We start from the raw sequence: 23941 nt of genomic DNA, 5'->3' as shown, positions 1-23941 counted from the left end.
CCACATCAGGGAAATGAACGACGAATGGTTAAACAGCGAGAGAAGCGCCATTCGATTCAGCTACCCCAATAACTGAACACTTAAGCATTACCGTAGCCGAGAGAAGCTAACGAAAATAGAGCGCAGCCGAATTTTTTCACACCAATTTCCAGTGATGTACCTCCACGAGCTTGCCGGGAGTCTTGAACGACCTTGCTTGTCGAGCATCAGGAAGCGGGAGAATCCAAAATTTCGGATTTTTTGATGCTATCTGACTCACTGTGACCCGGGCGTTTCCCTGCCCCGTTCCCAGTATTATCCGTAGGCTTCGGAATATCAGTTTCGGGCGGTGCCTTGGTCGGTGGTGTGGCCTCGGGCAGTGAAGGTTCTTCGCTCGGCCCGATAGTCGGTTGCTCTTGCTCGGGTGAAGACGTTGACGAGGAATTACCAGCACCCGTTGTGACCGAGGGACTTTCGGGAGTGGGTTTTAGTGCCGTGGTGGGTGCCGAGGAAGGGGTCGAATGCGCAGCTGAGTTTTCTTTACTAGGATCCATCGGTGAGTGACCGTTTTGACTTGACTTGGTAGCGGGAGCAGATTTGGTCTTCTCCGGAATCGGCACCTCGATGTCATGACCGTTACCGTTGTCGGTTTGAGGTTTTCCTGTATTTCGGATTGGCGCCGCAGCAATGGTGGTTCGTCGAGAATCAATCATCGGGTTCGGCTGACCAGGAATCAGTGGCAAGAAGTTCCGTGGGTCATTCCATCTACCATCAATGATGACTTCAAAATGGACGTGGCACCCTGTGGAGTTCCCCGTGGTTCCACTGAGCGCTATCAGTTGTCCCTGTTTGACGGTATCGCCCACCGAAGCAATGAGCTTTGAATTATGGCTGTAGCCGGTTCGGACATTGGAGCCATGATCGATAGTCACACGCATTCCCGAGTGCCCGGCCCAAGCCGATTGGATCACCTTGCCATCGGCAGTTGCGTAGACCGGAGAGCCGCACCCAATTGCGTAGTCCTGCCCAATATGAATTTGTGTACCGGAACCGGTGGGGTTGCTGCGCCATCCATAGGGGCTGGTGATACGCCTAGAGGAGACCGGGTGGATAAGTTGGAGTCCTGCCGGTAATACGCCCAAGGGGCCAGCTGTTTGCCCCACGAGCTGCGCGGCGGACCCTGCAACACCGAGCATGGCGTCAGGATCAGCGGCGTCTGCCAGTTCGGCACCAGCGGCGGCGCTCGTAATATTTTCTGCGTCCCAGCGGATTGCATCGACTCCACCGTGTAGACCAACTGCGACAGGTGACTGAAAAGAAGCTTCCTCAAGCGGACCTTGAGGAGATGCAATTGAGATGGAATCGGCGTCTCTGGCTCCAGAAACAGGGATCGCCGAAAGCGCTAATGCCGCTAGGGTTGCAACAACCAAAATTACTAATCTTGAAGATTTGGGCTTGGCCCGTAATTCTCGCCGTGAGGTCAACGGTGTGGGCATCGGTAAAGGATGATTGACCTGATGCTTATTCACCAGAGAATTACTCCGTTTCAGGAATCCGGCAGTGGGTATAACGCCACCCAGCGCTTGAGCGTACTAGCCCACGTTTTCTTGGACTTGGTTTGACCTTCCGTGACACGGAAGTGGTCGCCCAAGACCTACGCTAACCTACCTTCGACAGGGTTTGAAAGGATATTCGCTAACCGTTTGACTTTCTAGCCATTCGACCACCCGGAACTAGACACTCTGGTTGAAGACGTGACGGCGAATCCACGCATGCATCGCAATTCCAGCGGCCGAGGCCGCATTGATAGAACGCGTGGAGCCAAATTGTTCGATTGACAATGTTGCCTCGGCGCTCTCGTGGACTTCCTCGCTGAGCCCCGGGCCTTCCTGCCCAAACACCAATACGCAATTACGGGGCAGCTCGTAGGTTTCCAATTTCTGCGAATCGGGGAAGATATCGATTCCAATAATGGCCAAGCCTTCTCCTTTGGCCCAAGTCACGAAGTCTTCAACGGTCGGGTGGTGCCGTACGTGTTGATAGCGGTCGGTGACCATTGCGCCGCGACGGTTCCACCGACGGCGACCAATGATGTGCACTTCTTTAGCCAAAAACGCATTTGCGGTACGTACGACTGTCCCAATATTCATATCGTGCTGCCAATTTTCAATGGCAATATGGAAATCGTGACGACGTTCGTCTAGATCCGCAATGATCGCATCCATGCTCCAGTACCTGTACTTATCCGCCACATTTCGGCGATCACCTGTGGCAAGAAGCTCAGGATCGTAGTGTTCATCGGATGGCAGATCACCCTCCCACGGCCCAACGCCCACTTCTGGGCGTTCCTCATATTCGGGTGTTGTATCGGCTGGCACTAAGGCATCTGGTTCTACGGCGGAAGTCACCCCTCAAGGGTAGTCGCTTGTCTTGCTCGACAAGCATTTGCTCCGGAGCAATACTCTTGTATGTGGCCCCGGAACCGCTTAAATGTCAAGCAGCGTGGAAGAATGACAGACTTGCCAGAACAGTAAGATCCCGACCGGTTCACTTCCGGCCACCCATTACCCGGAGGTTCCATGCCAATCGTTGATAATGCCATCTATGTGCAGGGAAACCGAGTAATCGAACCCAGAGACCTGGAAGCCACGTTTGAGCTCATGAAGCAAAATCACGGGATGGCTTGGCTTGGCCTGTACCGTCCCGATGCACATGAAATGCAAGAGGTTGCCTCGGAGTTTGGCTTGCACGAATTGGCAGTTGAAGACACGCTAACCGGTCATCAACGACCCAAACTCGATCACTACGGAGATCATCTTTTTGCCGTGCTCCGTCCCGCAAGATACCTTGACGATGTTGAAAAGGTTGAGTTTGGTGAGCTACATGTTTACGTGGGCGACGATTTCGTCGTCACAGTCAGACATGCAGAGTCACCAAGGATTGCCGAAGTCCGCAAACGCCTCGAGGCCGAACATGATCTGCTCTCGATGGGGCCCGAAGCCGTCCTTTACGCGGTGATGGACCAGGTAATAGACGAATATGAACCGGTAGCCGCGGGGCTCAGCAACGATATTGATGAGATTGAAGAGCAGCTCTTCTCCGGACAAAACCAAGTCTCGAGACGCATTTACGAACTTTCGCGGGAAGTCATTGAATTTCAGCGCGCTGTCGCACCACTATCCGATGTCATCGAGCGTCTGCGTAAGGATCTCAAACTCACTAACCTCACGCCGGAAGACGCCCTAGAACTGGACAGAAAGTTTATTGACGTCCAAGACCACGCGATACGTATTGCCGATCGAGTAGCTTCCTTCCGTGCACTGTTATCTAACGCTTTGTCCCTATCTTCAACACTCGCCTCACAGCGCGCCACCGAGGCAGGGGTTACCCAGAACGAGCAGATGAAAAAGATCTCCTCCTGGGCAGCAATCCTCTTTGCCCCGAGTTTAATTGGCAGCATCTATGGAATGAACTTTGCGAATATGCCAGAACTGGACTTTAGCTGGGGATACCCAGCGGCGTTAGGACTCATGGTCGCGCTCAGCGTTGGACTATTCGTGATCTTCAAGAAAAACAATTGGCTCTAATCACTTTTTCTTCTTCCGGCCCCAATAACCTGAAATAATGTATTCATCAGGTACTTCTTGAAAGGAACCACTCGTGCCATCGCATGAACCACGCACCGTGAATGACATTAATTGCTGGCTTACGGACATGGACGGGGTACTAGTTCACGAGAATCAGGCGATCCCTGGTGCTGCGAAACTGATCGGGCATTGGGTAGCAACAGGAAAACGTTTCCTAGTTCTTACCAACAACTCGATCTACACCCCGCGCGACCTACGTGCCCGGTTGCTGTCTTCGGGTCTTGATATTCCGGAAGAAAATATCTGGACCTCGGCCATGGCTACCGCAGAATTTTTGCGTCGGCAGCGCCCCGGTGGTCGAGCCTTCGTCATCGGCGAAGCCGGATTGACCACAGCGTTGCATGATGCCGGATTCATTCTCACCGATCAGGATCCCGATTACGTGGTGCTTGGTGAGACACGCACTTACTCGTTTGAGGCAATCACCAAAGCCATCCGGTTGATCAGTAATGGCGCTCGCTTCATTGCAACCAACCCGGATGCCACCGGGCCCTCCCCCGAGGGGCTCCTGCCGGCAACCGGTGCGGTTGCGGCGCTAATCACCCAGGCCACAACCCGCGTCCCGTATGTGGTGGGCAAGCCAAATCCCATGATGTTCCGTTCTGCACTGAACCGCATTGATGCTCATTCTGAGACCACTGCCATGATCGGGGACCGCATGGATACCGACATTATTGCCGGTATGGAAGCGGGCCTGCTCACGGTTCTTGTGCACACCGGCATTACTTCACCGGATGATGTTGCCTCATTCCCGTTCCGCCCGGATCTTGAGTATGCATCGGTTGCCGGCATTCATGCCGAGCTGAAGAACGGCGTCGCGGCCAAGCCTGCACAGCCAGCAGCAGAGTAGTCTCCGCGTCCGATCAGTTGGTGCTTACCCGTTGGTGAGCACCAACTGATCGGCAACAACGCGACCGCCATGGATCACTGTTCTATCGCTTCCGCGGTCCATCACCGCGCTTGAAACAGTTTCACCGGCCAGCAAGACTAGGTCTGCGCGATCCCCTAGGCTTAGTCCCGGCCGATCGGTGGTTGAGGTAAGTCGGTCCAGCGATCGATCCATAATCGTTGCCCCACCCCAGGTGCCAATGGCCGCAGCATGTTCAATTAGTTCATCGGCACGCAGTCCATGTGTGAAGGCCAATTGCCAGGTGCGCGAGAGCATATCGCAATCCCCATAGGGACTCCAGTAATCTCGTTGCCCATCTTCACCCAAACCAACACGAATGCCTGCTTGGGTCATGGCGGCAAGATTGAATTGTTTTCCGCTGGTTGCCGGAGCAACGGTTGCCCATGAGATATCTAGGGCACTCATGGATTCAATGAGCTTTGCGGTTGCTGCCTCCGAGATATTTCCCAGCTCGTATGCGTGGGAAAGTGTGACTCGGCCTTCCATGCCTAGGGCACGGGTGCGTTCCATGATCAGTTCGGTGCTGAATTGGGCAAGGTGTCCTGGTTCATGAAGGTGAATATCGACATCTACCTGGTATTTTTCGGCCAGCCCAAACACAATATCTAGGTGTTTGGCCGGATCCCGATCAAGTTGGCACGGATCGATTCCACCCATCACCGTGGCCCCGAGCTTTAACGATTCTTCGAGGTAGTGTGCCGTGCCGGGTTCCAGTAGCAACCCGGCCTGCGGAAATGCCATGATTTCTACCTCGGCGCTTGCCACATATTTTTCCTTTGCGGCGAGCACCGCCTCAAACTTTTCGAGCTTGCAGTCAATATCGATCTGCGCGTAGCTCCGCACACGGGTGGTGCCGTGAGCAATCATTTTTTCAAGGGTCATCCCCACGCGTTCGGTTAAAGAATTCTCCGCCAAGCGCCAGTTATTTCTGTCATTGAGCATCATGCCCCACACTCCGGGGGCACCTGTATGCTCTCGGAACGGCAATCCAATACGGGTTGAATCCAAGTGGACGTGGACGTCGCTAAATGATGGCAGAGCCAATCGTCCATGCCCATCGAGCACGCTCTGCTGCTGTTGTTCGCTGTCTTGGCCCGGTTCATGAGGGCTGATCGCTTCGATGCGACCATCGATGATTTCAATATCGACAGGGGTTTTTCCCCACGGTCGAACGTTTTTGATCAGCATCTGTATATTTTCCTCAATCGGGCTGCGAGTAAGCAGACGTGTTTGGAACGATTTGCTCCAACTCTTTCATGCGTGGGTACATAAACGAAGGATTTCGCTGGGCACCTCATTCTTCGGCTCCATGGCTTCCTGCTGCGGCAATATGTGTCATTGATTTCCAAACAAGCAGCAAAATAATCAGGGATCCTACAAAACCCACATAGAACGGGGCTTTGTAGCTAAAGGCCTGCCCTAGCAGACCACCAAAGAGTGCCCCAGCGGCAATGCCTCCAATGCTCCCAAGCATATAAACCGAATTAACTCGCCCACGCAGTCGGTCCGGGACCGCACGTTGACGCACGGTTGAAGATACCGAGCCCCAAACCAACGCGTGAATACCGAAAAGGAAGAGGATGCTCATCGCTAACCAAGCTTGGTGAGTGAGCACTAGTGAAAGGTGTGTGATCGTTTCTAAGATGAGTCCGGCACGCAGCAATGTTGCGTAGCTAAAGCGCCGCTCGAGGGCCGGGAAGAGTAATGATCCGACGATGCCGCCAATCGCGCTTGCGCTAATCAGCAGGCCGTAACCGACACTGTCTAGGCCCAATTGCCCGGTTGCGTAGAGCACCAACATTGCGAAGGTGGCACCGAAAGTGATGTTGAAGAAGGTGATCAGAACTGCCAGCGTGCGAACAGCAAAATGACGTCTCATCCATCCCAGGCCCTCGCGCACCTCACGGATCATCGATGACTTCTCGGCCATTTGGGTACCGGGTGCGGGCAACGGAACCACAACACGTGCATAAAGCACCACTGCAACGCCCAATAATGCGGCAAATCCCGCATAGGGAAGCGCAAAAGATACGGCAAAAAGCAATGCACCTATGGGCGGTCCGGCGAGCTGATTGGTAACGGTAATGGTGCCAAAGAGCCGTGAATTGGCAAGGCCAAGCTGGTGGCTTGGCACCAAGTTCGGAATCAGCGATGTGGAGGCGTTATCGGCAAAGGTTTCGGCAGTGCCCAAGAGGAATAGGCACCCGTAAAGGATCGGAAGGTTGATCATTCCGCTCATAATGATCCCGGCGAGCCCCAGTATCACCACGAGCCGCAATAAGTTGACGCTAATCATGAGTTTGCGCCGATCGACCCGGTCCACAACGGCACCGGCGAGCAGCCCAAAAATCACCCAGGGAAGTTGTTGGGCAAAGGGTGCTAGGGCAACAGCTAGCGGTTCGCGGGAAAGTGATGTAACAAGTAGCGGCCCGGCGGCAAGCAACATCCCATCCCCAAGGTTGCTTACGCTCGCGCCGGCCCAGAGCCAACGAAAAGGCACCGGCAGGGACTCTACTTTGCTACTCACACGCTACAGCGTATGTGCTCGACTCAGTTCAGGATCGGATTGCACCCTCAAGTTACGTTCTTAGGGCAAGCTGCCTTAGTGTTCGGGATGAAGAGTCGAGTGCGGCGCCTGCATCTGATGCAATAACTTGTGCACTTCCGGGTGGGTGAGTGCCCATCGACGAAAACGTCCATCGGCGCGCACTTCCATAACCCCCGCTTTATACAACGTCGCCAGCGCTTGTGTCACCGTGTTTGCGCTCAGCCCCGTGGCAGTTGCCAATTGGGATACCGAGGCATCGGGAGCGGCATGCACTGCCACCAAGATTTTCATTCGCGTTGCATCGGCGCAGAGTGCAAAAACATCAATCCACTCGGGCAGGCTCTCTTCGGAACGCGCAACGGCTTGCGCGCCGATTTTGCTGTGCTGAGTATCGGGCATCGCAACTTCCTTTCTACATGCATATGTGGACCAAGAACCAAACCTCACTTAGTCCGGTTTTACCTCTTATTATCTGTCTGCACAGACACATGTAACATAGGGAAAAGATCCTATGACTACACGAATTTTCGATAAAGGACACCCTCACTTAGTGCGCAGACTTCCACGCATCACGCCGCTTGCCTTCCTAGCTTCAATGCTACTTGTTACGGCAGGGTGCGCAGTTTCCCCTCCGCAAAGCGGTACGGGGAGCCAACCTGATGATTCACTCGCACTGCTGACCGCGGCGCTGCCCGAGACCTTGAACCCGCTAGCCGGATTCGATAACAATGGCACCGGCAAAATCAATGAATCCCTCTTCACCCTCGAAGGTCCCCAAAACCAACTACCCGCAATAGTTCCATTGCTAGCTGCCGCACAGCCAGAAATTTCGGCAGATGCCAAGGAATGGAAAGTTACGCTCCGCACTGGCATTTTCTTTAGTGACGGCACCCCCTTCGACGCGAAGGATGTGGTGGCAAGCTACCAAAGCATCATGGACCCGGCGAGTGCCTCACCCATTGCCGGGGTTCTAACAAATCTTGCCGGTGTGCGTGCTACCGATGATCACACGGTTGAGTTCACACTGCACGAACCACAAGTTTCATTCAAAACCGCACTTTTGATTGGCGTCGCTCCTTCCGAATCTTTAGAACGGACCGGATTAGTGGAGGACTCGGTGCTCAATCGGGCTCCGATTGGTACCGGCCCCTATGTTCTTGACTCATTTACTCCTTCCCGGCTGGTGCTCAAGGCGAACCCCAGTTTTAGGGATGGGGAGGTTGACCTCAAACGTGTGGTGTACGAGGAAGCTACAGATGATAATTCTCGGGCTCAGCGCATGTTGGCCGGTGAATTTGATGGAACTGTCCTACCCCCGCGGCTTGCTGCGTCCTTTGCGGGGAATAGCGATTTTGAATTGGTTCGGGCGACCTCTGCAGATTGGCGTGGTTTATCTTTGCCCGCGGAGCATCCCCTGACTTCTGACCCAACGGTTCGCCTTGCCCTGAACCTTGGGGTTGATCGGCAAGCACTGGTAGATGGGGTGCTGGCGGGAGCCGGGCGCCCTGCTTCTACCTTTGTTCCGGCGGCCTATGGAAACGCATTTGAGCCTTCGGCGGTATTTGCGTACGACACCAAACGTGCAGGGCAGCTTCTGGATCAAAGCGGTTGGGTGTTAGGCGATGATGCTATGCGCTCCAAGGATGGAGTCCCTGCACGTTTCACCCTGATGTATAACCCCGGGGACACCCTGCGCAGGGATCTGTCCCTGGCCTTCTCCGCACAGATGAAGCAGTTGGGGATCTTGGTAAGCGTTCAAAGTGCAACTTTTGATCAGGCCGAGCCACGCATTGGCACCGATGCTCTGATGCTTGGTGGCGGGGACACCCCCTATGACGTTGATACTCAGTTATACAAGATGCTGCATTCGGAGTATCCAGCGGCTGGTTCCTATTACGATAACCCTAGTCACTTTGCCGATCCAGGCATGGATGCCGCCCTAGATTTGGGCCGTACCACCTTGGACCCCGAAGCTCGCGACAAGGCTTACCGGCAGGTTCAATCACTCTATGTCAATGAACCGTCGATGGTGGTGCTTGCCTTCGCTGACCATAGCTACGTGCAACGTAGCTCAACGGCAAAGGCCTGGACCGGTACCGGGACGCTCTTAGAGCCACATGATCACGGAACCGCGTGGGGTCCCTGGGTGAAGCCGGGCCAATGGGCTAGAAATCAATGATCCTTGCCGCTGGCACCACCAAGCACATACGCCGCGGCCGAGGTAGAGAGATCATTTCCCTGCTCTCCCGACGCTTCATGGTTGCCATTCCCGCAACCATGGCCGTCACCGCGGGTGTATTTTGGCTTGCCTCGATTGCACCATTCAATCCGCTGGCCGCCTATTTGGGTTCTGCCTACGAACAGGCAACCCCTGCCCAGCGCGAGGCTTTGGCACAAGAGTTGGGGCTCAACGATACCTGGTATTCGGTGTGGTTCCGTTGGATTGGCGACGCACTAAGTGGGGATTGGGGAACCTCTAGGCTTTTTGCTCAACCTGTGGCCACGGTGCTCAGTGAACGTCTCGGCTATACGGTGTTACTGACCGGCGCCGGACTAATTCTTGCAATAGCTCTCTCAATTCTTCTGGCGTTGGGGGCCGGGCTCCGCCCCGGTGGGATCCTCGATACGCTCTGTCTGAGCGTGGTTCATATTGCCCAAGCAATTCCCCCCTTCGTCTTAGGTTTGGTAGCCATCGCCGTCTTTGCGCTGAGCTTGGGATTGCCTGCCGGTGGGATTGCCGCCGGTGGTGCCGAGCCCACCGGTGCCTCCGTGGCACTGCATTTGGTCTTACCCGCATGCGTCCTAGCCATCACGCTCCTGCCGTGGCTGGTGATGAATCTGCGTGCTTCGGTGCTTCAAGAGCTTGCGTCCGATGCTGTGCTGGCTGCCCGTGGACGCGGTTTTGGTCGCAGGCAGATCCTCTTGTCACAGGTATTGCCGGTTGCCTCGCTGCCATTTATTACTGTCGTTGGTACTCGGCTTGGAGAGCTTGTCACCGGTGCCCTGCTCATCGAGGTGGTGTTCTCCTGGCCGGGGTTGGCCTCGGCCACCGTAGATTCGGCAATTGCCGGCGACTTCCCGCTGCTCGCGGCAGTCACTGCCCTAACCTGCCTGATGGTTTTTGCCGGTTCAGCGCTTGCCGATGCCTGCTACCTTGCTGTAGATCCGCGGGTGCACGATGTTTAGGCTCCGTGTGGTTCCGCTAACCGTGTTGGCCTTGGCCATCACCTACGCATTGTTGGTGCCATGGGCATTTCCCGTGGACACGCACGAGGTGGACCTAGGCGCGGTATTGCAGGCGCCCTCGAGTGTTCACCTCTTCGGCACCGATACCTTGGGCCGGGATATTTGGATACGTGCGGCAGCTGCACTGCGCATGTCATTGTTCTTGGCCCTAGTGGCTTCACTATGTTCCACCTTCGTGGGTGTTGGCATCGGGGTGCTTGCCGCATGGCGTGGCGGTTGGTTTGACAGAATCACCATGCGCCTTGTCGATACGACAAATGCCCTACCCCACCTGTTACTTGCGGTTGTCGTGGTGGCCTTGTGGCGCGGTCAATGGTGGGCCATCGTTCTTTCTATAGCTTTGACGCACTGGACCCAGGTGGCGCGCATCGTCCGTGCACGGTTGATGACCGAACGCGTTTCAGATTATGTTGCCTTATCCGTGGCAAGTGGTGCTGCCCCACGCAGTATCTGGTTCACTCACCTCTTGCCCGCGGTGATACCTCAGGCAGCAATAGCCTTGGCCTTACAGCTACCGCACGCTATCTGGCACGAAAGCGCCCTCTCCTTCTTGGGTGTGGGGTTACCCCCGGAATCCGCATCACTCGGCCTGCTTCTCGAAGATGCTCGCGGTGGAATCCTCACCGGAGCGTGGTGGTTATTGGCCTTCCCTGCGGGCATCTTGGTCCTGGTCAGTTGGGCAACGCTCTCTTTGGCCCACACAGATATTAGACACTCGTACGGGTTTAAACGGTCATTAGCGCGTAGGCCTCATTTGCCCGCCCAACACGGCACAACGAGCAACACCGAGGACGCCAGTTCCGCATCCTATGCTCTGTACACCGAGGCACTGAGCCTATGGTTACCGCAACCCCACGCGCAGGCGAGCGCCGAAACGCAGATCCTGCACGAGGTAAATTTCACCGCCAAAAGCGGAGAAATCACCGTCATCGTTGGCCACTCGGGTGCCGGAAAATCTCAACTGCTCCGTGTCATAGCCGGGCTATCCCCCGAAGGCGCTCGGCATACCGGGTCAATCAGGCTCTCAGGAACCCCTATGAATAAATCACAGCTGGCTGGTGCACGCGGACAAAAACTAACATTTATCCCGGGTTCCGCCAGCACCTCACTGAACCCGGTGCGAACCGTGGCAGCCCAGCTACGTCAGACACTCAAACTTCATCGGCGGCCGTCAAGCACGGAACATCTTGAGGCCTTACTGACTCGAGTGAATCTGGAGCCACCCCTGATGCACCGGTATCCGCACGAACTCTCCGGCGGGCAGGCCCAACGCGTTGTCTTGGCTCTTGGTTTAGCCACCGAGTCGGCAATCCTTTTACTCGATGAACCAACATCTGCACTTGATACTCAAACACGCGTGGTGATCCAAAATCTTCTGCGTGCTGAGGCCTCCGGTGGGCGCAGCATCGTCGTGGTGAGCCACGATCTGGTGGTGGCTCGCGAGATTGCTGATCGGCTATGCGTCATAGAGAACGGTGTCATAGTCGAATCCGGTACTGCCGGTGAGATCTTGGGCAACCCGGCTCACCCCTACACTCAGGAATTGCTCGGGAACCACGCATGAGCCTTGAACTGGCGAATATTTCATTTACGCACCCCGGGACCCCGCGAGACTCTCACCAGTTACTCGAGCGCATCAATCTGCGGGTCGGAGCCGGAGAGCTGGTGGGGCTCACGGCGCCCTCGGGTGCCGGTAAATCCACCTTGATCCGAATAGCTGCATTAATGCTTGGTGCCGATTCCGGGACCGTTTCCATAAATAATCGTCTCGTCATGCCTAACCACGAAGTCCCCTCTGAGATGCGCAGAAACCTGGGTGTAGTTTTGCAATCCTCGCGCGCCGCGTCAGATCCGCGACTCAGGCTTGAATCGTTGATCTGCGCCCCCTTGGATTTCCGCTCAGGAGCATTACGACCGCGCCCCACACAACATGCAGAACGCCTTGGCCAGCTAGCCGATCTGGTGCAGCTTTCCCCCAAGCTCCTACGCAGCTACCCACATCAGGTATCCGATGGGCAATTACAACGGGCCATGATCGCTAGGTCCTTGGTCCTAGAGCCCAGCGTATTGATCTGTGATGAGCCCACCTCCGCGTTAGACGCGCAAACCACCCGCACGATTCTTCAGCTGCTCGCCCGGCAGGCAACCAGCGGCACCGCGGTGCTTGTTGCTTCCCACGATGCCGAGGCACTTGGTCAAGTGGCCCACCGCATGCAGAACCTTGCCGAGCTTGGTGCCCCACAAACCAATGCCGTGGAGCGTACTTCCTAATATTTACGCAAATTCATGGGCTTTTGCCCCCTGAGGTGGTGACGCAGATCGTCAACAACCGCCATCATCACAGCATTAATGGCCTCGGTGGAGTGCGAGAGCGCCCGCACCGCCACCCCGGGTCCTGGAACCTGACTAATCCCCAGATGCACCGGGGAGCGTTGAGCCTCACCAATCTTGTAGGCAAGCTCCCTGATCCGTTCAATACTCGCTTTTTCAAGCCGGGAATCCATCGCAAGCAGCATCCCCACATGGGTGTAATCCTGTAAGAACAACAGTGAATCAAGCGAATCGGTTCCCGGGCGGACCAAGAGGTTATCGAGCACCGTGAGTCTGCCATCGATGCTGACTTCGGTGCGCAGGCGGACCTCGTCATAGCGGAATGGTTTTCCATCGGGGCTCCACCCGGGGGTGAGTACCTCGCAAAGCAGCAAGCTGGAATCGGCGCACATCTGAATCTGAGTGTGCTGCCGGTAGCTGGCTCCGCGGTAAGCAATAAGCTGGTCCGGGACGTATTCGAGCACCGCTCCGGGACCCAAATCTACAACCATGTGTTGTTCCACATGATTCTGCGGGGTCTTATAGACCTTGGTGGCCGACTGGGTCGTCAGCAACAAGCTTGCGTTCTGGTCTACAACTACCTGAATGCCATAGCGGTCCCCGCCAATGTACCCGCCACCGGGGTTCACGATGGTGTAACACACCTGGTCTGTCTCATCGAGGTAGTGCGGGCGCAGGATCCGCAGCGCGCCTTGATGATATTGCCGGGTGGCAATCGCCTTTCCTGCCCGATTTCCCACGCGTAAGCGCAGCTCTCCGACCATTGGTTCGGAGCCGAAAGGGTTTTCCCCAAGTTCCGGGATCACCGGGGATCTATTCACTGCCATCTATTTAGCTCAAATCCAGCATCAGAACCTCGTGCTTGAGCCACTCAATGACGGTGTCTAGGCCGTCGTCGGTCTTCAGGTTGGTGAAGCAGAAGGGACGATCCCCACGGAATTCCTTGGAATCGCGCTCCATGATCGAGAGATCCGCTCCAACATACGGGGCTAGGTCAGTCTTGTTGATAATGAATAGATCCGATTTGATCATGCCTTGGCCTGCCTTGCGCGGGATTTTCTCCCCCTGGGCCACATCAATGATGTAAATCGAGAAGTCAACAAGTTCCGGTGAGAAGGTAGCCGAGAGGTTATCTCCGCCGGATTCAACAAAGATCAGCTGTAGATCTGGGTGCGTGGCTTTGAGCTCCTCGATGGCTGCAGAATTCATTGAGGTATCCTCGCGGATGGCGGTATGCGGGCAGCCACCAGTTTCAATACCAATGATTCGATCCAACGGCAGTACCCCGTTGGCGGCAAGGATCTTAGCGTCTTCGATTGTATAAATGTCGTTGGTGATCGCTGCCATTGAGATTTCACCGTCGAGGCGTCGGGTAATGCGTTCGATGAGCTGGGTTTTTCCCGCTCCAACGGGTCCGCCAATACCAATGCAAATGGGTTCCATGATGACTCCTAATATTCTTAAGTTTACGTGTGTGGGTACTTAGGCCCGCTGGGAATTGGCTAGGACATGAACATGCGTGCACGAAGATGTTCGTGCCGCATTTGTGCAATTTCTAGCCCCGGTGCCGCCGCGCCCAGATCATATTCTTCAAGGCCCATAATGACCGCCACGGCGTCAATTACCGGTTGATGCATGGCACGTAGGACTCGTTGTCCCGCATCTTGACCGATGGGGATGCCACGAATCGCGTTTTGCGTCATTGAGGTGATGGTTGAGAACAGATATCCGGCAATCGCGTCAGGACACGGTGCCCCAGCACCTTTGGCACCCAGTGCAAAGGCAACCCCGGGGTGCCCATAACATTCTGCGGCAAGGATCTGTTCTTGATACGAGCTAAGTTCCTTGGTCGGGAACACGCTTGTGGCAACGTGCAGCATCCGTGCACCCATTTTGATCCCGGCTTCCCGGATTTCTCGGGGCACCGCTGCGGCGTGAACTAGCTGATCCACGCGCGCAATCGCCGCTGCATCCTCCGCTTCCCAAGCCAAGCGAACTACAAGCCCATCCGAATACACCAATGATTGGGATAAGAACTTTTCCAACCAAATGGTAAATGTTGCTTCGTCATGGACCTGACGGGTGCTCAGATAACTTTCGAGCCCCAATGAGTGGCTGAAGGCACCGGTGGGAAGCGCCGAATCGGTCAGCTGCAATAGAGTCAGCAGGTGACCGACTGCGGCATTAGTGGGTGTGTTCGGCATGGCGGAACGGAACCGGCATCACGCGTTCTTGGCGTTGATATGCGGTGCCGTGGCTCTTGAGGAAATCTTCAACGGTATGGTCGTATTGGACCACCATAACTGCTGCACCGTATTCGGAATCCGTGTCAAAGAACTGGGCCTGCAGGTGCCGATTTCCAAGCGCATGGGCCACTTGACCCATCTCAAAAATGCTTTTGGCACCAATGACCAATACGTCGGTAGGGAGCACCGAAATGGTGATGATTTCCTTCTCATTGCGTAGCAGGATATCCCCGTCGCGTAGGTCCGCACCGGGTGCCAGCCTAATACCTAGTTCGCGGCCGTGATCTGTGGTGACCCGTTGAATGCGTTTGACCAGAGCGGCGCTGGGTAGCACCACCTTTTCTTGGTGTAGTCCTACAAGTTCATCGGCCGGGATCTCATGGGTGTTGCCCACGAGCTTTTCGATAATCATTGAAATCCTTTGAAAACTTTGTGGTTTTTTAGAAGAGAAAGTAACGCTGAGCCATTGGCAAGACCTTGGAGGGCTCACAGGTTGCTAGTTCTCCGTCGACGGTTACCGCATAGGTTTGCGGGTCAACGTGGATTTCCGGAGTTTCCCCATTGAGTTTCAAATCGCTCTTACGTAGCGTGCGGATACCATGCACGGGCCGGATAACCTTGCGCAGGCGCAGCCGCTCGGGAACGCCTTCTTCGATGGCTGCCTGTGACAGGAACGTAATTGCGCTGTGGTGGACAGCAGATCCCAACGCCCCAAAGTTGGTGCGTAGGGTACGGGGTTGTGGAGTTGGAATTGATCCGTTCGAATCCCCCATCAATGACTGCACGATCAGTCCGCCCTTGATGACCATGTCAGGTTTAACCCCGAAGAATGCCGGGTCCCAGAGCACCAAGTCCGCAAATTTGCCTTCCTCGATACTGCCAATGGAATCCGCAATTCCGTGGGCGATAGCAGGATTGATGGTGTACTTGGCGATGTAGCGCTTGATCCGGAAGTTGTCACCGATTTCCAGGTCGTCGGGCAGCTTGCCGCGCTGGCGTTTCATGGCATCGGCTACCTGCCAGGTGCGTAGCACTACCTCTCCAATGCGGCCCATGGCCTGGGAGTCTGAGGAGGTAATCGAGAAGACGCCCATATCGTGCAGGACGTCCTCTGCGGCAATGGTCTCCGCTCGAATACGCGAGTCAGCGAAGGCAACATCTTCGGGGATGTCCGCGTTGAGGTGATGAGCCACCATGAGCATATCTAGGTGTTCATCGACCGTGTTAATGGTGTACGGCAGGGTAGGGTTTGTCGATGCCGGCAGGACGTTGGGCAGCCCGGCCATGCGAATAATATCCGGTGCGTGGCCGCCGCCAGCACCCTCCGTGTGGAAGGTGTGGATCACTCGATCCCCAATGGCCGCGATGGTGTCCTCCACGAAGCCACACTCATTGAGCGTGTCGGCGTGGATAGCGATCTGAATATCGAATTCATCTGCGATCTTCAAAGACTCATTAATCGATGAATGGGTAGCTCCCCAGTCTTCGTGGATCTTCAGGCCGATGGCTCCGGCACGAATTTGTTCGGCCAATGGTCCACGGGAGCTTGCATGTCCCTTGCCGAGGAACCCGATGTTCATGGGCAGGTTTTCAACTGCCTGCAGCATCCGGGAAATGTGCCAGGGGCCAGGCGTCACGGTAGTGGCCTTTGAGGCATCGGACGGACCGGCACCGCCACCAATCATGGTGGTAATACCAGAACCAAGTGCCACCGGGACCTGATCTGGGCTCACGAAGTGCACGTGGGTGTCGATGGCACCGGCGGTAAGGATCTTGTGTTCACCGGCAATAATGTCCGTCGCGGCACCGATGGTGATGTTGACGCCGTCGGTAATGTCCGGGTTGCCGGCCTTACCGATTTTGAAGATGTGTCCATCGCGCAGGGCCACGTCGGCCTTGTAAATTCCCGTGTAGTCAATGACTACGACATTGGTGATAACAGTGTCGGGGATATCTTGGTCTCGGGTCAGTTGTCCGTTTTGGCCCATGCCATCACGAATGACCTTGCCACCGCCGAAAACAACCTCGTCGCCGTAGTTGGTGAAGTCGTGTTCAATTTCTGCTAAAAGTTCCGTATCGGCAAGACGAATAGCATCCCCGGTGGTCGGGCCATACATTTCCGCGTAGTGTTTGCGGCTCATCTCAAAACTCATGCTTGGTCCTCCTCAGGGGTATTTTCGTTGGTCACTGACTCTTCTTCGGCCTTTTCGCTTTCCTCCGTGGCTTTTCTAACCTCATCCGGGTGGGGAGGTAGAGACTCATCGACTGGGTCAACACCAAAGTCGGTGTGGAAGCCCACCGATTCTCCGCCCAAGTTGGGCAAATCAATGTCATAGTCGGAGACGATCTCGGCCTCGGTGATCGGGTTGATGCCTGCGGTTCCACCAATGGCTTCGGTCTCCACCACCGGAATGGTTACACCCAATGGGCCGTTGACACGGTCTTGGAATCCGTAAACGTGGCGTCGTCCAGCAAATTCGACCAGGTGCACCGTGCGTGCGTCACCTGGCTCGAAGCGAACCGCGGTGCCTGCAGGGATATCCAGACGGAAACCGCGCGCCGCGACCCTGTCCAGATCTAGCTGGGGGTTGACCTCAGCAAAGTGGTAGTGCGAGCCAACCTGAATGGGCCGGTCACCATGGTTTACAAGGTTGAGAATTCGGGTTTCGAGCTCGTCGTTACAGAGGATCGGCTCATCGCGCAGAATATATTCTCCGGGGATCATGTTTTTCTCCTGCCGCTAGCGAATCGGGTTGTGGACAGTGACGAGTTTGGTTCCGTCAGGGAATGTAGCTTCAACCTGAACTTCGGAAATCATTTCCGGGATGCCAACCATGACCTGCTCTCGGGTCAAGATGGTGGTTCCGTAGCTCATCAAATCTGCGACGGTTCGTCCATCGCGGGCACCTTCAATGAGCTCATAGGTAATAATTGCCACCGATTCTGGGTGGTTCAGTAATAGTCCACGACTCTGGCGTCTGCGCGCCAGATCCGCTGCTACAACCACCATGAGCTTTTCGTGCTCTCGCGGGGTCAGATGCATTAAGGGGCTCCTTGGTCTACACAACTGTTAATGGCGTACCACCCGTTATCTGCAACCGGCCAGATCAAGGCCGGGAGGTCCGTGGATATGGCAAGACTAGCAGAGGAAAAGCTCCAATATTCAACCAAAAATTCCGTACTTTGTTTAGGATTTCGTTGGTGGACATTTGATGTGGCCTTGTTGACCCCCATTTGTGTGTCAAAGTCCCGCATTTGGTCAGCAAGGTACCGGCATTTTCACACGAAATTACAGAGTTTATTTCCGCTTTTGGTGTGGGACATAGGTGTGTCCCAGCCCCACTTCGGTGGGGGTGGTTTCTCGGTGAGTTTGTTAGTTGGAACGCTTAGGTTCTGTGATGGTTTTTTGTTTCGCAGGTTCCACGTTGTAGGTGGTTGCTCCTGGTAGGGGAAGCGCCGTGGCGAGGTAGGTTTGGCCGCTACTAGTGGTCACTCGCTTGGTGTGGCGCGGTCCTGGAACTGTTTCTTCTTTCCAGCCCGGTGCCTCTTTCGTTAAATTACAAAAGGCGCACAACCCATCACTATTTTCGACGCTTGTCGGCCCATCTTTTGCTGCCTGGAGCACGTGGTCGAGGTGCCGAATGGGGCTATCGCAGAAGGGTGTACGACAGAATTGGTCCCTAATGATGATGAATTTTCTCAGGTTGCCGGTAAATTTTCGCTGAGCCGAATCCATGGCGATCAAATCCGCGGTTCCTGGTGCCGTATAGAGCCTGCGCACCCACACGTCATATTCGTTAGGGTGGGCTTGAGTGCCGCACAAGATCTTACGAGCGTGTTCCGCGCTGATCACGCCATAGCCTTCAAGATGTGCAGGTTCTGCGTGGCCTTGAATCAAAGTGCGATCGGTCATCACAATGCCTAAGGTGACCGGGACTTGGCTCGGGTCGCTGACTCCGGTGATTCCCTCCACGAATGCATCTGCCGCTACCTGCGAGTGGGGTCGCGAATCACCATCTTTTTGGGCTTGAGAAATCCGTGCCGTGATAGCTTGGGCCACTAAAACGGCAAGCCCGGTAGGTAGTGATCCGACTATCCGTGACTCGTATTGATTCACCGGAACTACATTCAAAAACCGGCGATCGTTGGCCTTTTCGTGGGAGTCCTCGTCCTTGGCCGACCCATAGGATAGAGCCCAAGCCCGAATGATAGAAGCTAATTTCTTCCCGCCTTGGAGGACCACACTCGGTGCCTCAAGATACACACGACAATCGATTTCCTGGCGTTGTTCCTGGTTCAGACCCTTGACCTCCTTAACGATGGTCATTGCCTCTTCCTCCGAGAACGTTCCGTTCCTGAAGGCCAACCGGGTATGAGGTAAATCTTCGAAAAGGATCTTAGTGAAATTCACGTAGGAAATTCCGGATCGCGGGCGTTTGTGCCGCGCGATAGCGACCTCCGGCCCCACACCAAATTCTTGTTCAACGCTTCGTTGGCTGCATGCCACGCGTTGTTGAGTGAGGTTTTCTTCTAAGGCGTAGGTGGTGCCCGCCTGAAGTTCGCAAGCACTTGCTTTAAGATCTTCTAATGCACTAATCGTTTCAATGCTGGTGAAACGATCTGCGGGGATCGTGGCCTCATGCAGGGCCTTGGCAAGCAAGTGCACGCCATTAGTTCCTTCAAGGCGAAGAAGCTCAACTACCAATTGTTTCGGGTCTAAACCCTGTGAGAGAAGGTGCCCATAGCTTAGATCTTTGGGTTTCGCCCCTGCACGAACTTCGGGAGTGTCTGACGTCGCTGCCATGCTTCAATTTTAGAAAATCTCACCGACACTTTGTCCCTGCTCCGCGCTTGAAAAGCAACTCTTCGAAAATTATTTCGGCTAAAAATCTAAGGACTTCCCGGCCCTTCACTCCCTCCACCACATTGGGGGACAGAAACAGCGAAGGACCCCCAAGTACTGCTTGGAGGTCCTTCTCGATCCTTGCAAGTGCTGAACTCTAGAGGCCCAGTTCTTCCTTGCCATAAATGTAGAGGTACGGCACGCCTGCTTCTGCTTCGATGCGTTCCTTCGAACCGGTGTCGCGGTCGACGATCACTGCAACTGCAACAACATTGCCGCCTGCCTTGCGTACGCCTTCAACCGCTGTCAATGCCGAACCACCTGTGGTGGAGGTATCTTCCAAAACCACAACGTTGCGGCCTTCAACCGAGGGACCCTCGACCTGGCGGCCCATGCCGTAGGACTTCTGTGCCTTACGAACCACAAAGGCGTCGATGGCGCGTCCGGCCTGTCCAGCTGCGTGCATCAGTGCTGTACCTACCGGGTCGGCACCCATGGTGAGGCCACCGGCGTTAGTGAACTCGATGCCGGCTTCATCAAGCATCTGAAGCATTACAGCACCCACCAACGGTGCGGCTTCATGGTGCAGGGTGATGCGGCGAAGATCGATGTAGTAATCGGCTTCTTTACCGGAGGAGAGGATCACTTTGCCGTGAACAACGGCAAGTTCCTTAACGAGTTCAAGCAAACGGGTGCGCGCGGCAGAGTTGGTCATGAGCATAATTCTAGTTTGCCGCCGCTGCTGATTGCATCCTTCGGCTCACGGCAAGCCGCTTTAGCTAGCTCACAGCAGTTACCAGTCAAGGCAGGCCCCGATTACAAATCCGCTACTGACAGGGAGCGGTTGCGGGGCTAGGCTGAGGTCATGACCGATCAACGCCCATTGGGTTACTGGCTCAAACTGGTTGACTCGCTCATTTCTGAGCAGTTTGCCAATTCCCTCGAGGAGCACGGTGTCACGCGTAGACAGTGGCAGCTGCTCAATGTACTTGCGCGCGGATCCGCTTCGGGTGGACAACTCACCGCGGCGCTTGCTCCATTCTTTGGCACAGCTCAGGCCGAGGATGAACCGACGAGCCCCTCGGAGCATTTAGCCGAGCTAGTTGAATCCGGGTGGGTTTCCGAGGATGGGCATACCTTTGCTTTGACCGAACGTGGTGCGATCTCCTTGGATCGTTTAACCGAGATCGTCGATGCCATGCGCGAGGAATCTAGCGCGGGTATCAGCTCCGAAGAATACGCGGTTACCGTGGCTTCGTTGCAGCAAATGGCCACTAACCTTGGATGGGATCCGAATAACCCGCCTGCCGATGCCTAAAGAAAGCTTGGCGCGCTAGGCTAGGTAAATGCGCGAATTACAGGCTTTGATCATTCAGGAAATGGGCGTCAAGCCCACTATTGACGCCGCAGCAGAGGTACGTGCGCGCGTCGAGTTCCTTAAGGAATACGTACTGACCACCATGACCAAGGGTTTTGTGCTGGGTATTTCCGGCGGTCTGGATTCAACACTTGCCGGGCGTCTGGCTCAGCTAGCTGCCGAAGAACTACGGGTTGCCGGGACCGAGGCAAAGTTTGTTGCGGTTCGTTTGCCCTATGGCAAACAGCTCGATGAGGACGATGCCGAGGCCGCCATGAAGTTTGTTGCTGCCGATATCGAGCACGTACTGAACATCAAGGCCGGTGTTGATGGACTTGAGGATGCCTTCCAAGAATCCACCGGTGCACCTATTTCCGATTTCAACAAGGGAAACATTAAGGCGCGCATGCGCATGATCGCCCAATATGCCCTGGCAGGTGAAGATAACTTGTTGGTGATTGGCACCGACCATGCTGCCGAATCTGTAACCGGATTCTTTACCAAGTTTGGTGATGGAGGCGCCGATATACTCCCCCTTTATGGCCTGAACAAGCGCCAAAACCGTGAACTTCTACGTCACCTCGGCTCCCCACGTGCCTTGTGGGAGAAGGTTCCAACGGCCGACCTGCTTGATGGTCAGCCGCTACGCACCGACGAAGACGAACTAGGCATCACCTACGAGCACATTGATGACTACCTCGAGGGTAAAGACATCCCGGTAGAAGCCGCCGAAAATCTTGAGGGAAAGTTCCTGCGTTCACGGCATAAACGCACCACACCCACCTCTATCCTCGATTCGTGGTGGAAAAGTTAAGTGCCACAGACAGACCCGATGATTTTAGATATGCAAAATATGGAAAATACCACGCCAAAACCGGATGATACGCCATCACTCGAGGAGCAATATCCCGAGCCGTCCGGCGAGCTTGTCCAACCGATTATCCTCCTGGTCGATCGTGAAGATCCTTGCGCCGAAGATCAGGGCATTGCCGTGGCCGCGCTCGCTTCGGTTTCAGCACTCATGGCTAATCCACGTCATCCCTATTGGAAGCCGTGGGCCCAGGGGGCTTTTGCCAAAAGTGTGCGGCGGGCCGATGCAAAAATGTTTGCCAAGGTTGCTGCCGAGTTCCCGGAGCATGCTCTGGCCGAGCTGGGTGAGGCCAAGGCATTGGGCTTTGCACCGATGCCGGCAGATTCTTTGCCTAAGCGCGTTGCCAAACTGCAGGTCTCCGGAACTACGTTGCCGGCAGGTGACTCGGGTGATCCGACGAAGGTACGTATTGCCTTGAACCATGCTTTGGGCATGAGTACTGGTAAGGCCGCGGCACAGGCTGCTCATGCACTTTTTGCGTGGGTTCTAGAAGGAGCTCCTGCCGATGTTGACGCATGGCGGGCCGATGGATGCCAGATATCCGTTGAACGATTAGGCACCAAGGAATTCGTTGCCCAGTCGCGGGCGGCAAACACACCGGTGATTCACGATGCTGGACGTACGGAGATTACCCCGGGTTCGGCCACCGCATTCATCAAAGTTTGTTAAACGAAGGCTGAAACACCGGTTACCGCGCGACCCACAATCAGCGAATTGATCTCATACGTCCCCTCATAGGTATAGAGGATCTCAACATCGGCGAAGAGCTTAGCCATTTCATAGTCGCTGCTTGCCCCGTTGCCGCCCATGAGTGCTCGGCCCTTGGCCGCGGATTCGCGGGCTAGGCGCGTGGTGGTGGCCTTGGCCATCGCTGCTTGGACCATCTCGAGCTTATCTAGCGATTGCAGGCGAGCGATATCGCTCATCAATGACAGGCTTGCCATCGCGTTGCCCAGGATTTCGCTCAGCGGCATTTGTACCAGCTGAAACTTGGCAATTTTCTGCCCGAATTGTTCACGGTGTAGGCAGTAGTCCCGGGCAATATCAAAGATGCCTAATTGCACTCCCGCTGCTTGCCAACCGACCCAGGCACGTGAGTGCTTGAGCAGTTCGTTGGCTTCGGTAAAGTTTGCGACCCCGGGGAGCCGGTTGGCATCGGGGACTCGGACGCTTTCCATCTCAATGTCCGCATTTTGCATGATCCTCAGGCCGATCTTGTTTTCAATTTTATTAGCGTTGAACCCTTCTCGGTTCGTTTCAATAATGAATGCCTTAATCTTTCCATCTTCGCTGTCGCGCGCCCAGACGAGGGCAAAATCGGCAATGGTTCCGGCACCGATCCAGCGTTTGGAGCCGGTAATAATCCAGTGCTCTCCCTCGCGGGTGGCTATCGTTGAAAGCCCGCCAGCAATATCGGATCCGTGGTTGGGTTCTGTCAGCGCGAAGGCGCCCAAGGCCGTAAAGTTGCTGAGCTTTGGGAGCCAACTTTCTTTTTGTTCGGGGCTGCCAAATTCATAGATCATGCCAAGAATCAGCTCATTGTGGATACCAATGAGTGCAGATAATGAGACATCCGCGCGTGCCGCCTCAACATAAACAAGGCCTTTGAAGAGGTCACTGCTTCCATCTAGTTGCAAGTTTCCCAGCCCGTGGGCAGCCATCTGCGCCAAGAAGTGGTGCGGAAATTCTTCGCGGTTCCAATATTCAATGGAAGCGGGTCGAATGCGGACTTGAAAGAATGCGCGGATGGATTCAAGCCGTTGGCGTTCGGGTGCCTCGAGCTGATCCCAGATATGCATGAGATCAACCTCTGGGAAGGGCAGTGGCGTTGGTTTGATGTTCGGTGCCACATTCATCTCGGCTCCCCGGTCTTCGCTCAGTGGCACGTTGTTTCTTCCTTGCGTGATTTCTTTGCTTGGCGATCCGCTGTGAACTCTTCCAAACACTTGGATATCCAAGTATA

The 23941-nt window shown here is 55.2% G+C and carries 24 protein-coding genes; 9 read left to right on the top strand and 15 right to left on the bottom strand.

Annotated features, from left to right (window positions below):
* Positions 1-206 precede the first annotated feature (206 nt).
* Both CQ018_RS16225 and CQ018_RS16220 read right to left on the bottom strand, forming a co-directional pair.
* Positions 207-1475: a peptidoglycan DD-metalloendopeptidase family protein gene (locus CQ018_RS16225; protein WP_146111933.1), complete on the bottom strand. Its 1269-nt coding sequence runs from the start codon at positions 1473-1475 to the stop codon at positions 207-209.
* A gap of 237 nt (positions 1476-1712) precedes the next feature.
* Positions 1713-2357 (bottom strand): RNA methyltransferase, encoded by a 645-nt coding sequence (locus CQ018_RS16220; protein WP_181149931.1) that lies wholly within the window; start codon positions 2355-2357, stop codon positions 1713-1715.
* A 201-nt stretch (positions 2358-2558) separates the two neighbouring features.
* Here CQ018_RS16220 and corA point away from each other — a divergent pair, with 201 nt between their 5' ends.
* Together corA and CQ018_RS16210 are read left to right on the top strand one after the other, a co-directional pair.
* Entirely contained in the window at positions 2559-3566 is a 1008-nt protein-coding gene (gene corA / locus CQ018_RS16215) for a magnesium/cobalt transporter CorA (protein ID WP_105551057.1), read from the top strand.
* Between the two features lie 127 nt (positions 3567-3693).
* A complete protein-coding gene (locus CQ018_RS16210) occupies positions 3694-4476 on the top strand; it encodes an HAD-IIA family hydrolase (protein WP_374954214.1) in 783 nt (260 codons plus the stop codon).
* Between the two features lie 24 nt (positions 4477-4500).
* Here CQ018_RS16210 and CQ018_RS16205 read toward each other — a convergent pair whose 3' ends face one another.
* The 3 genes from CQ018_RS16205 to CQ018_RS16195 form a co-directional block, all read right to left on the bottom strand.
* Positions 4501-5724, bottom strand: coding sequence for an amidohydrolase family protein (locus CQ018_RS16205; RefSeq protein WP_105551055.1), 1224 nt, complete (start codon positions 5722-5724; stop codon positions 4501-4503).
* A gap of 106 nt (positions 5725-5830) precedes the next feature.
* The gene (locus CQ018_RS16200) at positions 5831-7063 is read right to left on the bottom strand and encodes an MFS transporter (RefSeq protein WP_105551054.1); all 1233 of its coding nucleotides are present in this window, start codon (positions 7061-7063) and stop codon (positions 5831-5833) included.
* A gap of 75 nt (positions 7064-7138) precedes the next feature.
* Positions 7139-7483: a helix-turn-helix transcriptional regulator gene (locus tag CQ018_RS16195; RefSeq protein WP_105551053.1), complete on the bottom strand. Its 345-nt coding sequence runs from the start codon at positions 7481-7483 to the stop codon at positions 7139-7141.
* A gap of 112 nt (positions 7484-7595) precedes the next feature.
* On the opposite strand from CQ018_RS16195, the gene CQ018_RS16190 reads away from it, so the two are divergent.
* The 4 genes from CQ018_RS16190 to CQ018_RS16175 are packed head-to-tail and all read left to right on the top strand — an operon-like array spanning position 7596 to position 12601.
* Positions 7596-9263 (top strand): ABC transporter substrate-binding protein, encoded by a 1668-nt coding sequence (locus tag CQ018_RS16190; RefSeq protein ID WP_258142660.1) that lies wholly within the window; start codon positions 7596-7598, stop codon positions 9261-9263.
* Entirely contained in the window at positions 9260-10270 is a 1011-nt protein-coding gene (locus tag CQ018_RS16185) for an ABC transporter permease (RefSeq protein ID WP_105551051.1), read from the top strand. Before CQ018_RS16190 ends, CQ018_RS16185 begins: the two co-directional genes overlap by 4 nt.
* Positions 10263-11894, top strand: coding sequence for an ATP-binding cassette domain-containing protein (locus tag CQ018_RS16180; protein WP_105551050.1), 1632 nt, complete (start codon positions 10263-10265; stop codon positions 11892-11894). Before CQ018_RS16185 ends, CQ018_RS16180 begins: the two co-directional genes overlap by 8 nt.
* On the top strand, positions 11891-12601 hold the full coding sequence (locus CQ018_RS16175) for an ABC transporter ATP-binding protein (RefSeq protein ID WP_105551049.1): 711 nt from the start codon (positions 11891-11893) through the stop codon (positions 12599-12601). The genes CQ018_RS16180 and CQ018_RS16175 overlap by 4 nt, the downstream gene beginning before the upstream one ends.
* Here CQ018_RS16175 and CQ018_RS16170 read toward each other — a convergent pair.
* From CQ018_RS16170 to pyrE, 9 genes are all read right to left on the bottom strand, one after another.
* Complete coding sequence (locus CQ018_RS16170) at positions 12598-13488, bottom strand: urease accessory protein UreD (protein WP_105551048.1); 891 nt, start codon at positions 13486-13488, stop codon at positions 12598-12600. The two genes, CQ018_RS16175 and CQ018_RS16170, sit on opposite strands and share 4 nt — an antisense overlap.
* Before the next feature lie 4 nt (positions 13489-13492).
* Positions 13493-14107, bottom strand: coding sequence for an urease accessory protein UreG (ureG, locus tag CQ018_RS16165; RefSeq protein WP_105551047.1), 615 nt, complete (start codon positions 14105-14107; stop codon positions 13493-13495).
* Positions 14108-14163: 56 nt separating this feature from the next.
* Positions 14164-14865 (bottom strand): urease accessory protein UreF, encoded by a 702-nt coding sequence (locus tag CQ018_RS16160; RefSeq protein WP_105551046.1) that lies wholly within the window; start codon positions 14863-14865, stop codon positions 14164-14166.
* Entirely contained in the window at positions 14846-15319 is a 474-nt protein-coding gene (ureE, locus tag CQ018_RS16155) for an urease accessory protein UreE (RefSeq protein WP_105551045.1), read from the bottom strand. The genes CQ018_RS16160 and ureE overlap by 20 nt, the downstream gene beginning before the upstream one ends.
* Before the next feature lie 28 nt (positions 15320-15347).
* Entirely contained in the window at positions 15348-17060 is a 1713-nt protein-coding gene (ureC, locus tag CQ018_RS16150) for an urease subunit alpha (RefSeq protein WP_105551044.1), read from the bottom strand.
* Entirely contained in the window at positions 17057-17632 is a 576-nt protein-coding gene (locus CQ018_RS20755; protein ID WP_308729230.1) for an urease subunit beta, read from the bottom strand. Before CQ018_RS20755 ends, ureC begins: the two co-directional genes overlap by 4 nt.
* Before the next feature lie 15 nt (positions 17633-17647).
* Complete coding sequence (locus CQ018_RS16140) at positions 17648-17950, bottom strand: urease subunit gamma (protein WP_105551043.1); 303 nt, start codon at positions 17948-17950, stop codon at positions 17648-17650.
* A 330-nt stretch (positions 17951-18280) separates the two neighbouring features.
* Positions 18281-19711: a DUF222 domain-containing protein gene (locus CQ018_RS16135; RefSeq protein WP_105551042.1), complete on the bottom strand. Its 1431-nt coding sequence runs from the start codon at positions 19709-19711 to the stop codon at positions 18281-18283.
* A 196-nt stretch (positions 19712-19907) separates the two neighbouring features.
* On the bottom strand, positions 19908-20465 hold the full coding sequence (gene pyrE, locus CQ018_RS16130; RefSeq protein ID WP_181149929.1) for an orotate phosphoribosyltransferase: 558 nt from the start codon (positions 20463-20465) through the stop codon (positions 19908-19910).
* A gap of 150 nt (positions 20466-20615) precedes the next feature.
* Here pyrE and CQ018_RS16125 point away from each other — a divergent pair, with 150 nt between their 5' ends.
* From CQ018_RS16125 to CQ018_RS16115, 3 genes are read left to right on the top strand one after another with little or no spacing between them, the layout of a single operon-like run.
* Complete coding sequence (locus CQ018_RS16125) at positions 20616-21068, top strand: MarR family winged helix-turn-helix transcriptional regulator (protein ID WP_105551040.1); 453 nt, start codon at positions 20616-20618, stop codon at positions 21066-21068.
* 28 nt (positions 21069-21096) lie between these two features.
* The gene (nadE, locus tag CQ018_RS16120) at positions 21097-21921 is read left to right on the top strand and encodes an ammonia-dependent NAD(+) synthetase (RefSeq protein WP_105551039.1); all 825 of its coding nucleotides are present in this window, start codon (positions 21097-21099) and stop codon (positions 21919-21921) included.
* A complete protein-coding gene (locus CQ018_RS16115) occupies positions 21922-22647 on the top strand; it encodes a peptidyl-tRNA hydrolase (RefSeq protein WP_258142659.1) in 726 nt (241 codons plus the stop codon).
* Here the strand turns inward: CQ018_RS16115 and CQ018_RS16110 are convergent.
* Positions 22644-23834, bottom strand: coding sequence for an acyl-CoA dehydrogenase family protein (locus CQ018_RS16110; RefSeq protein ID WP_105551081.1), 1191 nt, complete (start codon positions 23832-23834; stop codon positions 22644-22646). The two genes, CQ018_RS16115 and CQ018_RS16110, sit on opposite strands and share 4 nt — an antisense overlap.
* Between the last annotated feature and the right edge of the window lie 107 nt (positions 23835-23941).

Origin of the sequence: Arthrobacter sp. MYb227 (assembly GCF_002975435.1) — a bacterium.
Taxonomy (GTDB): domain Bacteria; phylum Actinomycetota; class Actinomycetes; order Actinomycetales; family Micrococcaceae; genus Paeniglutamicibacter.
This window is presented reverse-complemented; position numbering and strand designations above follow the sequence as displayed.